At 61.3% G+C, this 15,639-nt stretch carries 13 protein-coding genes and 2 pseudogenes; 7 read left to right on the top strand and 8 right to left on the bottom strand.

Annotation, left to right across the window (positions count from 1 at the left end):
• Positions 1 to 13: 13 nt before the first annotated feature.
• On the bottom strand, positions 14 to 277 hold the full coding sequence (locus ACA049_RS20840) for a hypothetical protein (RefSeq protein ID WP_497329449.1): 264 nt from the start codon (positions 275 to 277) through the stop codon (positions 14 to 16).
• 221 nt (positions 278 to 498) lie between these two features.
• On the opposite strand from ACA049_RS20840, the gene ACA049_RS20835 reads away from it, so the two are divergent.
• Positions 499 to 1,491, top strand: a complete 993-nt coding sequence (locus ACA049_RS20835) for a diaminopimelate epimerase (RefSeq protein WP_497329447.1) — start codon at positions 499 to 501, stop codon at positions 1,489 to 1,491.
• A gap of 100 nt (positions 1,492 to 1,591) precedes the next feature.
• Here the strand turns inward: ACA049_RS20835 and codA are convergent, their stop codons facing one another.
• The 5 genes from codA to ACA049_RS20810 form a co-directional block, all read right to left on the bottom strand.
• Complete coding sequence (gene codA, locus ACA049_RS20830; protein ID WP_497329446.1) at positions 1,592 to 2,839, bottom strand: cytosine deaminase; 1,248 nt, start codon at positions 2,837 to 2,839, stop codon at positions 1,592 to 1,594.
• A 13-nt stretch (positions 2,840 to 2,852) separates the two neighbouring features.
• Positions 2,853 to 4,124: a cytosine permease gene (gene codB / locus ACA049_RS20825; protein WP_497329444.1), complete on the bottom strand. Its 1,272-nt coding sequence runs from the start codon at positions 4,122 to 4,124 to the stop codon at positions 2,853 to 2,855.
• Positions 4,125 to 4,373: 249 nt separating this feature from the next.
• The gene (locus ACA049_RS20820) at positions 4,374 to 5,207 is read right to left on the bottom strand and encodes an alpha/beta fold hydrolase (RefSeq protein WP_497329442.1); all 834 of its coding nucleotides are present in this window, start codon (positions 5,205 to 5,207) and stop codon (positions 4,374 to 4,376) included.
• A 216-nt stretch (positions 5,208 to 5,423) separates the two neighbouring features.
• Positions 5,424 to 5,780: a 6-carboxytetrahydropterin synthase QueD gene (gene queD / locus ACA049_RS20815; protein ID WP_008152165.1), complete on the bottom strand. Its 357-nt coding sequence runs from the start codon at positions 5,778 to 5,780 to the stop codon at positions 5,424 to 5,426.
• Between the two features lie 85 nt (positions 5,781 to 5,865).
• On the bottom strand, positions 5,866 to 6,945 hold the full coding sequence (locus ACA049_RS20810) for a patatin-like phospholipase family protein (protein WP_497329440.1): 1,080 nt from the start codon (positions 6,943 to 6,945) through the stop codon (positions 5,866 to 5,868).
• A gap of 265 nt (positions 6,946 to 7,210) precedes the next feature.
• On the opposite strand from ACA049_RS20810, the gene ACA049_RS20805 reads away from it, so the two are divergent.
• From ACA049_RS20805 to ACA049_RS20790, 4 genes are read left to right on the top strand one after another with little or no spacing between them, the layout of a single operon-like run.
• A complete protein-coding gene (locus ACA049_RS20805; protein WP_010458554.1) occupies positions 7,211 to 7,519 on the top strand; it encodes a PepSY domain-containing protein in 309 nt (102 codons plus the stop codon).
• Positions 7,519 to 7,824, top strand: coding sequence for a PepSY domain-containing protein (locus tag ACA049_RS20800; RefSeq protein ID WP_497329438.1), 306 nt, complete (start codon positions 7,519 to 7,521; stop codon positions 7,822 to 7,824). The genes ACA049_RS20805 and ACA049_RS20800 overlap by 1 nt, the downstream gene beginning before the upstream one ends.
• Positions 7,825 to 7,827: 3 nt before the next feature.
• Positions 7,828 to 8,496, top strand: coding sequence for a response regulator transcription factor (locus tag ACA049_RS20795; protein ID WP_219096497.1), 669 nt, complete (start codon positions 7,828 to 7,830; stop codon positions 8,494 to 8,496).
• A complete protein-coding gene (locus tag ACA049_RS20790; RefSeq protein ID WP_497329436.1) occupies positions 8,493 to 9,806 on the top strand; it encodes a sensor histidine kinase in 1,314 nt (437 codons plus the stop codon). The genes ACA049_RS20795 and ACA049_RS20790 overlap by 4 nt, the downstream gene beginning before the upstream one ends.
• 147 nt (positions 9,807 to 9,953) lie before the next feature.
• Here the strand turns inward: ACA049_RS20790 and ACA049_RS20785 are convergent.
• A pseudogene (locus ACA049_RS20785) lies at positions 9,954 to 10,544 on the bottom strand (methyl-accepting chemotaxis protein); the annotation flags it as partial.
• A gap of 267 nt (positions 10,545 to 10,811) precedes the next feature.
• Positions 10,812 to 11,882, bottom strand: a pseudogene (locus tag ACA049_RS20780) (methyl-accepting chemotaxis protein); the annotation flags it as partial.
• A 589-nt stretch (positions 11,883 to 12,471) separates the two neighbouring features.
• On the opposite strand from ACA049_RS20780, the gene ACA049_RS20775 reads away from it, so the two are divergent.
• Both ACA049_RS20775 and ctpM read left to right on the top strand, forming a co-directional pair.
• Entirely contained in the window at positions 12,472 to 13,788 is a 1,317-nt protein-coding gene (locus ACA049_RS20775) for a Na+/H+ antiporter family protein (protein WP_497336924.1), read from the top strand.
• Between the two features lie 156 nt (positions 13,789 to 13,944).
• A complete protein-coding gene (gene ctpM / locus ACA049_RS20770; RefSeq protein WP_497329434.1) occupies positions 13,945 to 15,627 on the top strand; it encodes a methyl-accepting chemotaxis protein CtpM in 1,683 nt (560 codons plus the stop codon).
• Positions 15,628 to 15,639 lie beyond the last annotated feature (12 nt).

Here is a 15,639-nt window from a genome sequence, read left to right as displayed (position 1 = left end):
CCGTGCCTTCGCCTTAATGGTCGCGCAGATTCTTAAACCGGGCATCGAAGGTGTCGAACATCCGCAGATCGACTTCGCCATCAGGAACGGCGCGGCCGTTATCGCGAAACACGTCGTTACGGCCTCTGAGGAACAGGGGTTCATCGTGAATGATTTTCGACATGGGGTTCGGCGCATCTTCCCCTGTGCCATTGCGAAGGGCGACTTTTGGATCGGCGATGACCACTGCGCCCAATATCAGGGTAACCAGCAGGGCCAGCAGGGAAGTCCGTTTCATGACCTTCCTCCGAACGTGAATCAAGAGCTTCACTCTCACCCACTAGTGAAGGCTTGTCTGCTGTCATAACTGACAGGTCTTGCAGACTCGTTCGCAATAAGCGGCGATGGAGTTATAACTGTTCCGGCGTGCTTTTGGCGTGACGCCGGGGCGGTATTTCATCGCAGCACGTTGACGCCTACAGTACAGACTCTTTTTCAGGCTGATTTCAGGACCGACCCATGACGCCGTTCTACGATGCTCGAGGCAATCTCTACGCGGTGGTGGCGCCCGACGAGGTGCGCGGTCGCGGTATCGAATTGCCGGACCAGGCCAGCCACGCGGCGCAAATCCGCGAGCGCTGGGCGTTGGCGGCCATCGAGGCGTTCTGCAGTTGGGCGCCCGGTACCCAACCGCCGGGCAGCAAAGATCATCGCTGCGACGGTCTGTTGGTGGGACCGTTCCAATCGTCGCCGCCCTTTGATCTGCTGATCGTCAATACCGACGGCACCCTGGCCGAGCGCAGTGGCAACGGACTGACGATTTTTTCCCAGGCGCTCAGTGAGCAAGGGTTGATGCCCAAAGTGGAGGCGTGCCTGCTTCGGGTTCATCACGACAAGCGCGATGCGGTTTCGCCGGTGGAAACCTCGGTGAAATCCGCTGAGGTCGATGGCGTGCAAGGGTTCTGGCTGGATTTGGGCAAACCTTCGTTCGGGCCGCCAGCGGTGGGCGCGCAGGAGGTTGAGAGCGTGACGCTGAATGAGCGCGAAGTCAGTCATGTGCAACCGTTGTCGGCGCTTGAGCCGGCCTGGAACCGCAGCCAGTTTGTGCGCATCGGTAATCCGCATTGTGTGACGCTGCTGGCGAATGCCGAGGCGTTGCCGAGCAATGAGCAGATGCGCGAACCGCCCTTGGCGCAAGGCTTGATGCGTATCGCCTACGCCGCGCCGACCGGGGCCGGGGTGCCGTGCTCGGCGGGGGTGAATTTGCAATGGGCGATGCTTGAGTCCGAGGGGCGCGTGGTTGCGCGGGTGTTTGAGCGTGGGGAAGGGCCGACGGCGTCGTCGGGCACCAGCGCCAGTGCGGTGGCGTGTGCGGCGTGGCGGGTGGGTTGGGTGACGGCGGGAGAAGTGAAAGTCGTCATGCCGGGCGGCACGGCGCCGGTTTTGTTGGAGGAATCGGAGGGCGAATTGAGTCGGGTCAGGCTATTCGGCACGGCTCGGTTGATGGGTTGAATTGACGATTGCCTTCGCGGGCAAGCCTCCCTCCTACAGGTCGCCAAACCTGTAGGCGCGAGGCTTGCCCGCGAAGAGGCCATCTCATTCAACGAAAATCTCAGCTCAAACCGTCACTGAACTCCACCACCGGCATCGTCCGCTTCATCAACACCTTGCCATCGCGCACCGAATACAGCGGCAAGCCCTGGCTGCGAATCACCTCGTAATCGCTGTCCGCCGACAGAATCAGCAAATTCGCCGGCCGTCCGGCCTCCAGCCCATAGCGGTCCCCGAGGTTCATCGCCTTGGCACTGTTATCGGTGACCAGGTCCAGCGCACTTTGCAGGTTGCGATACCCCAGCATGTGGCATATATGCAGACCGGCTTCCAGCACCCGCAAAATGTTGCCGTTGCCCAGCGGATACCACGGGTCAACAATCGAATCCTGGCCGAAACACACGTTCATCCCCGCTTCCAGCAACTCATTGACCCGGGTCACTCCCCGGCGTTTCGGGAAGGTGTCGAAGCGCCCTTGCAGGTGGATGCTTTCGGTGGGGCAGGAGACAAAACTGATGCCTGAATGCCCGAGCAGACGGAAGAGTTTGGCGCAGTAGGCGTTGTCGTAGGAACCCATCGCCGTGGTGTGGCTGGCGGTCACCCGCGAACCCATGTCACGGCTGCGGGCTTCTTCGGCCAGCACTTCAAGAAAGCGTGAATGCGGGTCGTCGGTTTCATCGCAATGCACGTCCACCAGGCAACCGGTGCGCTCGGCCAGGTCCATCAGGAATTTCACCGAGCTGACGCCCTGATCCCGGGTGTATTCGAAATGCGGAATGCCCCCGACCACGTCGGCGCCCATGGAAATCGCTTCTTCCATCAACTCCCGACCGTTGCGGTAGGACTCGATGCCTTCCTGCGGGAACGCGACGATTTGCATGTCGATCAGGTGACGGCTCTGCTCGCGCACTTCGAGCATCGCCTTGAGTGCGGTCAGTTGCGGGTCGGTGACATCGACGTGGGTGCGCACGTGCTGGATGCCGTGGGCGGCGAGGGTCTGGATGGTTTTTTTTGCGCGGGTCTTGGTGTCTTCCTCGGTGATGGTCACCTTGCGTTCACCCCAGCACTCGATGCCTTCGAACAGGGTGCCGCTCATGTTCCAGCGCGGTTCGCCGGCGGTGAGGGTGGCGTCGAGGTGAATGTGCGGCTCGACGAAGGGGGGCACCACCAGGTTGCCGCCGGCGTCGAGGTCGTCGGGGCCCAGGGTCGGGGCTTCGGTCTGACGGGCGATGGTGCGGATCAGGCCGTTTTCCAGGTGCAACTCATGCAGGCCTTCTTGGTTGCGCAGGCGGGCGTTGATGATGTGCATCAGGCGAATCCTTTTATAGATCTTGTAATGGAGCTTCAGCAGCACGGGCACCCAGTACGCTGGTCAGTAACACATACGTTAGCGCGGCAGCGGCAATCCCTACCAGTGGCGCGATCCAGGGCGAGCTGAACGCGGCGATAGTGCCGACGGCATAGGCCATCAAGCCGGGCCAGTTGAACGCCGGCAATCGAGCATCGGCCAGACGAGGATATTGACCACGATAACGGAAGAAGAAATCCGCCATGATCACGCCGCCTATCGGCGGAATCACCGTGCCCAGCAGAATCAGGTAAGGCACCAGCATGTCGTACATGCCCAGCAGCGCGAGCAAGGTGCCGATCACTGCGCCGGCCAGGGTCACGGTTTTGCGACGACCGGTACGCAGCAGGTTGCAGCCGGCGACGGCGAAGTTGTAGATGGTGTTGTCCTGGGTGCTCCAGATGTTGAGCAGCAACATGGCCATCGCGGCCATGGCGAACCCTTGCAACAGCAACACTTCGACCACGTCCGGTTGCTGGTAGACGATGGCCCCGTAGGCACCGATCAACACCATCAGGCCATTGCCGATAAAGAAGCCGATCAGGCTCGCCAACACGGCGACCCGGGCGGAACGGGAGAAGCGTGTCCAATTGGTCGCCTGGGTGGCGCCGCTGACGAAGGTGCCAAACACCAGGGTAATCGCGGTCGACCAGTCCAGCGTTCCCGTCGGCACCACCGCAAGCAGCCCATCGAACCCGCCGACCTTCACCGTGGCGACCCACATCGACAGCATCAGCAGCAACATCATTGCTGGCACCGCGATGTACGAGAGGATTTCCAGTCCGCGATAGCCGACATACGCGGTGGCGCAAAACGCCAGGCCGAACAGCACCATCAGGCCCAGCACGGTGCCTTCGCTCAGTTCGAAATACTTGCCCAGCACCACGGCGGCCGTGGCCGTGCCCCAAGCGTACCAGCCGATCTGGGTGAAGCCGAGGATCAAGTCGCTGAGCTTGCTGCCCACTTCACCGAAGCAGAAACGGCCCATCAGCACCGAGTTCAAGCCGCTCTTGAAGGCGATGTAACCCAGACCTGCGGCGTAAATCCCCAGCAGCAGATTGCCGACGATGATCACCGCCATCATCTCGCCAAAGCTGAACGCCACGCCGAGCTTGCCGCCGGCAAACATGGTGGCGGTGAAGAAGGTAAAACCCAGCAGCACCATGGCGGTGGAAGCGAGGCCCTTGCGGGCATGCATCGGCACTTCGCTGAGGGGGTAGTCGTTGCCCGGATCTTTTTGCGTCATGTGGCGTTCCTTGCTGAATGGGGGACGCGGGAGAGGTTGCAGTGGTCGTGCCAAACGGGGATGGCTTAGTTATGTATAGCCGAGCGGCGGGATTGACGCGGGGGAGGGGCACAAAAGCGGTGCACCTGAAAGAACACAGAACCATGTGGGAGCGGGCTTGCTCGCGAAGGCGGTGTGTCAGTCACCATCTACATTCACTGACACACCGCCTTCGCGAGCAAGCCCGCTCCCACAGGGGATTCGGTTTCTTCAAGGGGACTGGATTAACGGCAAAAACTTCAGCAACGCCGCGACGATGGCTTCGGGCGCATCTTCCTGAACCAGGTGCCCGGCATTGGGAACCGGATGGAACTGCGAACCGGCAATCATCTGATGCAGCGCCCGTCCGCGCTCGATTGGGATCCACTGGTCATCCTCGCCCCATAGAATCTGCACCGGGCAACGCACTGTCGGGTACAACCCTTCGGCCTCACGGGTATAACGCTCGTCCATCTGCGCAATCTGCCGATAGAACGCCGCTTGCCCGGGATCGCCCAGCCACGGTTGCACGTACGGGTCGAGTTCTTCATCGGGGATGTCGCGTTTGATCGCCCCGCGAATATAAGCCGGCACGATCGCCCGCTGAATGTAGTCGGGCAGTCCACTGAACGCTGTTTCATGCTGGCGAACGTGCTGCACGAACGGCGAACCCCAGGGTGTCAGCGCCACCGGATCGATCAGGGTCAGGCTGCGGTAATCCTTGCCGTTGAGCAGGTGCGCGCGCAGCGCGGTGGCACCGCCGAAATCGTGAGCCACCACGTCCGGCCGCTCCAGGCCCCAGTGGTCGAGCAGGTTCGCCAGCAGGTCGTTCTGCACCCCCAGTGACACATCGCCGGCGATTTTCTCGGATTGCCCATAGCCCAGCAGGTCGAAGTAATGCACCCGGTGGGTGGTGATGAAATGCGGGGCGATGCGATGCCACACGTAAGACGAAAAGGGCGTGCCGTGCACAAACACCAGCGGCGGGCCGTCGCCCCGTACGGCGTAGCGAACGGAATGCCCGTTGAAGCGATAGGTCTGAGCCAGCGGCCAGTCAGTCCTCATGGGGATGTACTCTTGGCGTGTTCGAGCCAAAAAGCATAGGCATAAAAAAACAGCCGATGAAGGCTGTTTTTTGTATCGCTGACGAAACGCAGTACCCCTGTGGGAGCGGGCTTGCTCGCGAAAGCGGTGTGTCAGTCAATATAGATGTCGACTGACACACCGCTTTCGCGAGCAAGCCCGCTCCCACAGGGGTTATGTGGTGTTCTTTAGGGCGGGTTACTCGCCGTGATAGATGCAGCCGCTGGTGCACGTCTCGTGGATACGGATCGCGCTGAGTTCCGGCAGCAGTGGCTTCAGCTCCTTCCAGATAAACTTGGCCAGCACTTCGCTGGTCGGGTTTTCCAGGCCGGGGATGTCGTTCAGGTAGTTGTGGTCCAGGCGCTCGTACAGCGGCTTGAAGATCGCCTTGATTTCCGAGAAGTCGCGGATCCAGCCGGTGTGCGGATCGAGGTCGCCGCTCAAGTGGATCGCCACTTTGAACGAGTGACCGTGCAGGCGGCCGCACTTGTGGCCTTCCGGTACGTGAGGCAGGCGGTGGGCGGATTCGAACGTAAACTCTTTGAAGATTTCCACAGTGATTTTCAGCTCTGTCAGGTGGCGATCGCCGCGGCGATGTGGGCAGGCGGCGAGTTTACCAGAGCGCCGGACAAAACACTGACTAAAGGGTCAGCAAGCGCTCGCCGAGGCGACCATTGGCGGCCAGCTCCAGGAACTCGTCACCCAGGCGGCGGCTTTCGTCCATCGTCGTACGCCAGTATTTCTGCCGGCTCGGGGCATCGCCCATGAAGCGTTTAAAGTCGTTGCGGTCCGGCAGCTTGCCGTAGGGCAGACGCGCCAGGTAGTCCTTCGACGGCGCCAGCAACAGAACGTCCTGCAACCGTTCAGGGCAGGCTCGGCGCCATGGCAGGGCCTTGTCGAACCAGCCGGGAATGACCCGGTCGGTGAAGTGCGGATAGAGCACGATGTCGTTGCCGCTGTAGGGCAGGTCGAGGTGATAGTCCAGCAGACCGCCATCGCGGAACGTCCCCGCGCCTGCGCCCGGCAGATCGCGCACGCCTTCCATCACCATCGGGATCGAGCCCGAGGCGAGCAGGGCCTGGCGCAGGTTGCCGGCATTCAGCGCGACAAAGCGCGACGGGAAATCGTTGAGCGCATGGACCGGCGGGGCCAGGCGCGGGTCGTGAATGATCAGCCGTTCGAAGTGTCGCGAAAGCCGCGCGCGACCGCGCAGGTTATCGGCGATCACCGACGACAGGCCCAGCCCGAGAAGACCGCGATGATCGTCCGCGAGCAGGCCGTGGCTTTTGACCACCATGATGTTCAGGCGGTAATGGGCGTTGTCCAGAATCGACGCATCGCGACCGTCGAGCAGTTCATCGAGCATGCGCTGCGAACTCTGGCTGATCTGCGCCATGGTCACGCCCTTGTCGAAATTCTGCTCGGTGTAGAGGTGACCGAGACGCCGGATGCCTTCGGCGGCGTCCGGCAGACAGGCGCTGGCGAAGCGCCAGGAGCCGACCGATGCGCCAATCAAAGAACGCTCCCGTGGCGCGGCCGGCAGCCATTCGCCGAACAGCGCCAGGTCCAGACCTTGAATCCCCAAGGCTTTCGGCCCACCGGCAGCACCCGGCAGCGTGCCGACATCGGCGGCGCTCAAGCCGTTTTCACGAATGCGCGCGAAGGCACGAGGGCCGGCCTTGAGGGTCAGGGAAGGGAACTTGATGTGGATGGCGGGCATACCGGTCTCGATGTCTGGCAAGCGGGGGATTATAAACAGGTGAGTGATGCAAAACCTTCTGGATGAATGCAAACCCTGTGGGAGCCAGGCTTGCCGGCGAAGGCAATTTCAAGGACGCCTTCGCCGGCAAGCCTGGCTCCTACAGGATTTTGTGCAGGCCGGTGATGTCGCGTTGTCATTACCAATGATGGCAATTCAGTTTCAGTTAAGTTGTGATCGCTAAGGTGCCCCTCGTACGCAACACATAAAAATACGGAGACACCCCATGAAAACCCTGACTGCCCTGTTCACCGCGTCCATCCTCACCCTGACCGCCAGCCTCGCCCATGCCCGTGACCTGGGCCCCGATGAAGCCCTGCGGCTGCGCGACGCTGGTACCATTGTGTCTTTCGAGAAGCTCAACGCCACCGCTCTGGCCAAACACCCCGGTGCCAAGATCACCGAAACCGAGCTGGAAGAAGAGTACGGCAAGTACATCTATCAGGTTGAGCTGCGCGACCCACAAGGCATTGAGTGGGATCTGGAATTAGACGCTGTCAGCGGACAGGTTCTCAAGGATCATCAGGATACGTAATGAAGGTGTGTTCATTTTCACGCATGACGCTGGTGCTGCTGGCGTTCTGCTCAGTCGTCATGGCCCGCGACCTCGATCAGGACGAAGCCCTGCGCTTGCGCCAGCAGGGCGTGATCCTGCCGCTGGAGCAACTGTTGAAACAGGCGCTGGATCGCTACCCAGGCTCCAAACTGCTGGAAGCCGAGCTTGAAGAAAAACACGACGTCTACATTTATGAAGTCGAGTTGCTGACCGCCGAAGGGGTGGTCCGTGAACTGGACCTCGACGCCGCCACTGGCCAGTTACTGAAAGACAAGGAAGATTGATCGATGCGTTTGCTTCTGGTGGAAGACCACGTGCCGCTGGCCGACGAATTGATGGCCGGCCTCAACCGGCAGGGTTACGCCGTGGACTGGCTGGCCGATGGCCGCGACGCGGTGTATCAGGGCAGCAGCGAGCCTTATGATCTGATCATCCTCGACCTCGGCCTGCCGGGGTTGCCGGGGCTCGACGTGTTGGCGCAATGGCGGGCCGGTGGCCTGATGACCCCTGTGCTGATCCTCACGGCGCGCGGTTCCTGGGCCGAGCGCATCGAAGGCCTGAAGGCCGGCGCCGACGATTACCTGACCAAACCGTTCCACCCCGAAGAGCTGCACCTGCGGGTCCAGGCGTTGTTGCGTCGCTCCCATGGCCAGGCCAACCAGCCGACGCTCAAGGCCGCCGGGCTGCACCTGGATGAAGGCCGTCAGTGCGTGACCCGCGACGGTGCCGACATCCAGCTGACGGCGGCCGAGTTTCGCCTGCTGCGCTATTTCATGCTGCACCCCGAGCAGATCCTTTCCAAAAGCCACCTCGCCGAACACCTCTACGACGGTGAAACCGAGCGCGATTCCAACGTACTCGAAGTTCACGTCAACCACTTGCGACGCAAGCTTGGCAAAAGCGTGATCGAAACCCGTCGCGGCCAGGGTTACCTGTTCGGCGGACAAGCCCAGTGAGGTCGATTCAGCGCCGCTTGAGTCTGGGGCTGATCAGCGTGATGGTGGTCGTCGGCCTGGTGCTGGCGCAAACCAGCCTGTGGTTGTTCGAAAAGGGGCTGCAGCGCTACCTCGAAGACGGTTTGCGCAACGACAGTGAAAACCTGCTGGTGGCGCTGGTGCGCGGGCCGGCGGGGTTGCAACTGGATGAGAGGCACCTGTCACCGGCTTACCAACGGCCGTTTTCCGGGCATTACTTCCGTATCGATTTTGCCGACAAACATTGGCGCTCCCGCTCGTTGTGGGATCAGGAGCTGCCGCCACTCGATCATCCCGGCCTGCACAGCAACCTGCAACTGGGCCCGGAAGGCCAGCAATTGCTGGTGCTGCGTTCGGACTATCGACGGCTCGGGCAATCGATTTCGATCAGCGTGGCGCAGGACTACACGCCGGTGCGCGAGAGCTTCCGGCGCATGCAACAGGTCGGCCTGGGCCTCGGGCTGGCGGGGTTGCTGCTGATTCTGCTGCTGCAACGGATCACCGTGCGCCGCGCCTTGCGTCCACTGGAAAAGGCCCGTGAACAGATCGCCCAGTTGCAACAGGGCCAACGCTCGCAACTCGATGATCAAGTGCCGGTGGAACTGGAGCCGCTGGTGGCACAGATCAACCATTTGCTTGCGCACACCGAAGACAGCCTCAAGCGTTCGCGCAACGCCTTGGGTAACCTTGGGCATGCGCTGAAAACGCCGTTGGCGGTGCTGTTGAGCGTGGCTTCAAGCGAAAAGCTCGACGCTCACCCCGAGTTGCGCAAGCTGCTCAAGACGCAACTGGAACAGGTTCAGCAACGACTCAATCGCGAACTCAATCGCGCCCGGTTGTCCGGCGATGCGCTGCCGGGGGCGCTGTTTGATTGCGATGGGGAACTGCCGGGGTTGTTGGCGACGTTGAACATGATTCACGGCGAACACCTGAACCTGAGCTATCGCGCACCGGCCGGGCTGCAACTGCCGTGGGATCGCGAGGATCTGCTCGAATTGCTGGGCAATCTGCTGGACAACGCCTGCAAATGGGCGGATGCCGAGGTGCGGTTGAGCGTGGTCGAGACGGCTGAGGGGTTTGAGTTAAGCGTGGAAGATGACGGGCCGGGGATTCCCGAAGCGCAGCGTGATCAGGTGTTGAACCGGGGGACAAGACTGGATGAGCAGACGGATGGGCACGGGTTGGGGCTGGGGATTGTGCGCGACATCGTCGATACGTGGGGCGGGGTGATGAAGCTGGAGGAGAGCGAGTGGGGCGGCCTCAAGGTAGCCATCCAGTTACCCAAACGCTGACACCGATCTAAAGCCAAACCTGAAACGCTGTGGGAGCGGGCTTGCTCGCGAATGCGGTGTGTCAGTCGACATCTCTTCTGCTGAAACACCGCATTCGCGAGCAAGCCCGCTCCCACATTTTGATCGTCAGTGGGCGCGAAAACTGCGTTAAACCCTGAACTGATCCATCAAACTCTGCTGCTGATTCGCCAGGCTATTGAGCGACTGGCTCACCCGCGCCGACTCGTTCGCCTGCCCCGACAGCGACTCCGTCACATCGCGAATCGTCGCCACGTTGCTGTTGATCTCCTCGGCCACCGCGCTCTGCTCTTCAGCCGCAGACGCGATCTGCAGGTTCATGTCGCTGATCACCGTCACCGCCTCGCCAATCTGGCGCAGCGCCGTCACCGCTTGGCCCACTTGTTCGACGCTGCCTTGGGCCTGGCGATGGCTGTTGTTCATCGAGCCGACCACATCCTGCGTGCCGCTCTGTAACTGCTCGATCACCAGGCGGGTTTCTTCAACCGATTCCTGAGTACGTCGCGCCAGATTGCGCACCTCATCGGCGACCACGGCAAATCCACGTCCGGCCTCACCGGCACGGGCCGCTTCAATGGCCGCGTTGAGCGCCAGCAGGTTGGTCTGCTCGGCGATGGCGCGAATCACTTCCAGCACCGAGCCGATTTTCTCGCTGTTGGCCGCCAGGCCTTCCACTTGCACCATGGCCGCGCTCATGTCGGCGGCGAGGTTGTCGATGCTGGTTGTGGTCTGGTCGATCACGGTCAGGCCTCGGCGAGTCGCCTGGTCGGCATCCTTCGCCGCCTGGGCGGCTTGCGCGGCACTTCGGGCGACGTCCTGGGCGGTGGCGCTCATTTCGTGGGACGCGGTGGCGACTTGATCGACCTGACGGTATTGCTGCTCCATGCCGGCGCTGGTCTGCGTGGCGATGGCGGAGGATTGATCCGCAGTGCTGCGGGCGTCCTGCACCGAGCGTTTCACTTCGGCGATGATCGGTTGCAGCTTGTCGAGGAAGCGGTTGAACCAGCCGGCCAACTGGCCCAGTTCGTCCTGCTTGTCGTAAGCCAGACGCCGGGTCAGGTCACCTTCGCCGCTGGCGATGTCTTCGAGCATGTGCGCCACGCCGAGGATCGGCTTGGTCACGCTGCGCGCCATCAGCCACACCAGCAGCAAGCCAATCAGCGCGGCCAGCACACCGAGGCCGAGTTCCACCAGGGTGCCGCTACGGTTGCTGTCATCGAGTTGGTTTTTCAGGGCCTCGGCGGGGCCGACCAGGACTTTTTCCGGCACGTCGAGCAACACGCCCCAGGATTTTCCGCCGGGAATCGGCTGGAACGGCGACAGCACTTTCAGTTGCTGGTTGCTGTGCAGGCTTTCGGTTTTGCTACTGGCGGCGAGCATGCGAATCAACTCGGCGCCGTTGGTCTTGTCCACGGCGTCCAGGCGTTGGCTGAGTTTGCTGGCGTCCGGACTGTAACCGGCGAGCAAGCCGACCGGGCTGATGATGCTGACATTGGTCTGGCCGTCATAGAGCTTTTTGCTCGCGCCCTGACTCATGGCCTGCAGGCTGTTGAGGTTGATGTCCACCGACAGCGAGGCGATGACTTTGCCGTTGACCATCAGCGGGAACACGATGCTGGTCATCAGCACGTTCTGACCGTCGATCACATAGAAGTACGGTTCGATCACACATGGCTTGAGCGTGGTGCGCGGGCAGGTGAACCAGGCGTTGGCCGGCTCGCCGCTGGGGCCGGCGTTGGTGTCGGCCATGTCGCTTTCCGGCAGCGCCATCGACGTCACTTTGCCAGGCGTCGGTTGCGACCAGTACAGGGCAAACCGCCCCTTGTCGTTGCTGCCCAGCTCGGCCTGGCCGGCGAACAGATCGTCCTTGCCGTCCAGTGCGTTGGCTTCAAACACCAGCGACAGGCCAAGCAATTCCGGGTTGGCTTGCAGCGCCGACTTGACCTGGCGGGTCAGGTCTTCACGCAGGTCGAAGGCGTCCAGAAAACGTTTTTCCGCCTGATCGCGCAGGAACAGCACCTGACGCGAAAAACCGTGGCCGTATTGATAGGCGTCCATGAACTGCTGACGAATCACCAGCGCCTGGTTTTCACCCTGGGATTCGATCCGGGCCTGGGCGGCTTCGGTGAGCATCTCCATGCTCGAGGCTTTCACCATCTCGGAGCTGTGCTCCATGCGATAGAGCGAAAGACCCACCAGCAGGGTCACGATGCCCGCCAGGCATAGCCCGGCCAGCAGGGTGATTTTCCATTGGATGGAAAGTTGTCTGAGCGACATGGAGAGACGTCCTTATTCGATATTTATCTGAGACTTTGCACTGTAACGGCCGTGAATCCGCTTTCTTTAAACCCCGTGATATCCCCACGTATAACCCCTGCAGGAGCTGTGTAGGAGCTGTCGAGTGAAACGAGGCTGCGATCTTTTGATCTTGCTTTTAAGAAACCAAAGTCAAAAGATCGCAGCCTCGTTTCACTCGACAGCTCCTACACAGCTCCTCACAGCTCCTACAGAGGACCGTGTTGGCTTTGACAAGGCATGGCTGCTGCGGCACAGTGCGCGCCCTCTAATAAAACCCATTCTTCAATCCGCTGGCGGTTCTTCGCAGACTGCCGGCTGAGCTCATTTCGCTTGCCCTGAGGTAACGATGATTAATGCTGTAATTGCCGCGGTCGGCGTCATGCTGGTCCTCAGTCTGTCCCGCGTGCACGTAGTGATCGCGCTGATTGTCGGCGCCCTGGTGGGCGGCTTGACCGGTGGCCTGGGCATCGATGCCACCCTTAAAGCCTTTAATAGCGGCCTCGGCGGCGGCGCGACGGTCGCGTTGTCTTACGCCTTGCTCGGCGCGTTCGCCGTGGCGATTGCCAAGTCGGGCCTGGCCCATGCCCTGGCGGACAAAGCCCTGTTGATGGTTGATCGCCAACACGCCAGCGGCGGCCGTCAGGTCAAGTGGCTGCTGATCGGCTTGCTGTGGGTGGTGGCCATCGCTTCGCAGAATATTCTGCCGATACATATCGCCTTTATTCCGCTGCTGGTGCCGCCGCTTTTATATGTGCTGACCAAGCTGCAACTGGATCGCCGCTTGATCGCCTGCGTCATGACCTTCGGCCTGATCACACCGTACATGTTCCTGCCGGTGGGCTTCGGCAACATCTTCCTGAATGAAATCCTGCTGGCCAACGTTGCGCGCAGCGGCGTCGATATCAGCGGCATCAACGTCACCCATGCCATGGGCATTCCGGCCCTGGGCATGGTCGTCGGCCTCGCGGTCGCGTTTATCAGCTACCGCAAGAAACGCGTCTACGACCTGGAAAAGATCGAGAAAGTCGAGCAAGTCGCGGTGGAATACAACCCGCTGAGCCTGATGGTGGCTGGCGTGGCGATCGCGGCGGCGTTCATCATTCAGTTGCTGCTGGACTCAATGATCATTGGTGCGCTGGCGGGTTTCCTGATCTTTTCGGTGTCGGGCATCGTGAAGTGGCGCGACACCGACGACCTGTTCACTGAAGGCATGAAGATGATGGCGATGATCGGCTTCATCATGATCGCCGCCTCGGGTTTCGCTGAAGTGATGAAAGCCACCGGTGAGGTGCAAACGCTGGTTGAGGCGTCGGCGGCGTGGATCGGCCACAGCAAAGGTATCGGCGCGTTGTTGATGCTGCTGGTCGGCCTGCTGGTGACCATGGGCATCGGCTCGTCGTTTTCCACCGTGCCGATCCTGGCAGCGATTTTCGTACCGTTGTGCGTGCAGCTGGGGTTTAGCCCGATCGCGATCGTGTGCATCGTCGGCACGGCCGGCGCCCTGGGTGACGCCGGTTCGCCGGCCTCGGACTCGACGCTGGGCCCGACCTCCGGCCTGAACATCGATGGCCAGCATCACCACATCTGGGACACCGTGGTCCCGACCTTCCTGCACTACAACCTGCCGCTGCTGGCGTTCGGCTGGGTCGCCGCGATGGTTCTCTGACTTCACTTTCGTAGGAGCCAGGCTTGCCGGCGAAGGCGTCTTCAAAATCGCCTTCGCCGGCAAGTCGGATCGCCGCACCGCTGGCTCCTACAGTTTTTCGTTGGCGTGCCGTTAAAGCCTTTAACCACGCCAACAAAATCAAAAGAGTGAACCGTCATGCGCATGAGCCTGAAGGCTAAAGTCCTGTCCCTTGCCGTCCTCCCGGTGTTGCTCTTCGCGCTGGTCATCAGCCTGACCACGCTGTTCATTCTGCAGGAGCAGGCGCACAAGGAAGTCGAGGAAACCCGCCAGCGTCTGCTCAGCGATGCCAAGGCCACTCTGCAAAGCTACGTCGCCGTGGCCATGACCACGATCAAACCGCTTTACGACGCGGCCGCCCCTGGCGATGACGCGGCGCGGGCGCAGGTGATCAAGCTGCTGTCGAGCATCACCTACGGCAAGGACGGCTACTTCTTCGGCTACGACTCCAACACCGTGCGCCTGTTCAAGGCCAACAGTCCCGATGGCGTGGGCCAGAGCTTCAAGGACAACCGCGATCCGAACGGCGTCTACGTCAACCGCGACCTGGTGAAAGTCGCCAAAGACGGCACTCACTACCTGCAATACAGCTCGCCGTTGCCCGGCAACACCCAAGTGCTGGTGCCGAAACTGGGTTACACCGAATACCTGTCGAAGTGGGACATGGCGGTGGGTACGTCGGTGAACCTTGACGGTATCGAAGCGCAAGTCGCGCTGGTCGAAGCCAAGGTGCAAGAGCGGATGGAAGGCGTGGTGCTGACCATCGCCGGTATTGCGGTGGTGATGTTGCTGGTGATCGCGGCGGTCGGGCTGCTGCTGGCCAATACCATCCTGCGTCCGCTGAACCTGATGAAAGCCAACCTCGATGACATCGCGGCGGGCGAGGGCGACCTGACCCGTCGCCTGACCATCACCAGCCAGGACGAACTCGGCGAACTGGCCGGCTCGTTCAACCGCTTCGTCGACAAGATCCACAGCCTGGTGCGCCAGATCACCGAAATGACTTCGCAACTGACCGGCCTGGTGAATCAGGTTTCCGATCAGGCCCAGCGTTCGGATCAGGCCATGGAGCGTCAGCGTCACGAGACCGATCAGGTCGCCACGGCAATCAACGAAATGTCCGCCGCCGCTCAGGAAGTGGCGAAAAGTGCACAAAACGCGGCGGTGGCGGCTCAGCAGACCGACGAAGAAGGCCAGGCCGCCAAGCGTGTGGTGGCCGGCAGCATCGTGAAGATTCATGCATTGGTGGACGACATTCGTAGCAGCGGCGTGTCCCTCGACAGCCTGCAAAAAGACGTGTCATCGATTGTCAGCGTGCTGGGGGTGATTCGTTCGATTGCCGAACAGACCAACTTGCTGGCGCTGAACGCCGCCATTGAAGCCGCGCGTGCCGGTGAAGCAGGTCGTGGTTTTGCGGTGGTCGCCGACGAAGTGCGGGCGCTGGCCAGTCGCACGCAGATCAGTACTCAGGAAATCCAGGGCATGATCGACCGCTTGCAGGCCGGGACCCAATCGGCTGTGGAAGCGATGCGTCGTTCCAGCGAAGCAGGCGATGGCACCTCGGCCCAGGCCAATGAGGCGGGTGCATCGCTGGACACCATGGCTCAGTTGATCGGCACCATCAACTCGATGAACGCGCAAATCGCCAGTGCGGCTGAAGAGCAGACTGCCGTGGCCGAAGAGATCAACCGCAGCGTGCACCAGATCGCCGTGGCCGTGGACAACGTCGCCGACGAAACCCAACTCGGCGCCCAGACCTCACGCAGCCTCGCCGACCTCGGTCAGCGCCTGGGCAAACTGGTCGGGCAGTTCCGAATCTGACACCCCGAAAAA

It is taken from the genome of Pseudomonas sp. LBUM1662, from assembly GCF_059695915.1.
This window is presented reverse-complemented; position numbering and strand designations above follow the sequence as displayed.

Coding starts and splice junctions, on each gene's coding strand:
- ACA049_RS20840 (WP_497329449.1), bottom strand. CDS start 277: ATGAAACGGACTTCCCTGCTGGCCCTGCTGGTTACCCTGATATTGGGC.
- ACA049_RS20835 (WP_497329447.1), top strand. CDS start 499: ATGACGCCGTTCTACGATGCTCGAGGCAATCTCTACGCGGTGGTGGCG.
- codA (WP_497329446.1), bottom strand. CDS start 2,839: ATGCACATCATCAACGCCCGCCTGCGCAACCAAGAAGGCCTGCATGAG.
- codB (WP_497329444.1), bottom strand. CDS start 4,124: ATGACGCAAAAAGATCCGGGCAACGACTACCCCCTCAGCGAAGTGCCG.
- ACA049_RS20820 (WP_497329442.1), bottom strand. CDS start 5,207: ATGAGGACTGACTGGCCGCTGGCTCAGACCTATCGCTTCAACGGGCAT.
- ACA049_RS20810 (WP_497329440.1), bottom strand. CDS start 6,945: ATGCCCGCCATCCACATCAAGTTCCCTTCCCTGACCCTCAAGGCCGGC.
- ACA049_RS20805 (WP_010458554.1), top strand. CDS start 7,211: ATGAAAACCCTGACTGCCCTGTTCACCGCGTCCATCCTCACCCTGACC.
- ACA049_RS20800 (WP_497329438.1), top strand. CDS start 7,519: ATGAAGGTGTGTTCATTTTCACGCATGACGCTGGTGCTGCTGGCGTTC.
- ACA049_RS20795 (WP_219096497.1), top strand. CDS start 7,828: ATGCGTTTGCTTCTGGTGGAAGACCACGTGCCGCTGGCCGACGAATTG.
- ctpM (WP_497329434.1), top strand. CDS start 13,945: ATGCGCATGAGCCTGAAGGCTAAAGTCCTGTCCCTTGCCGTCCTCCCG.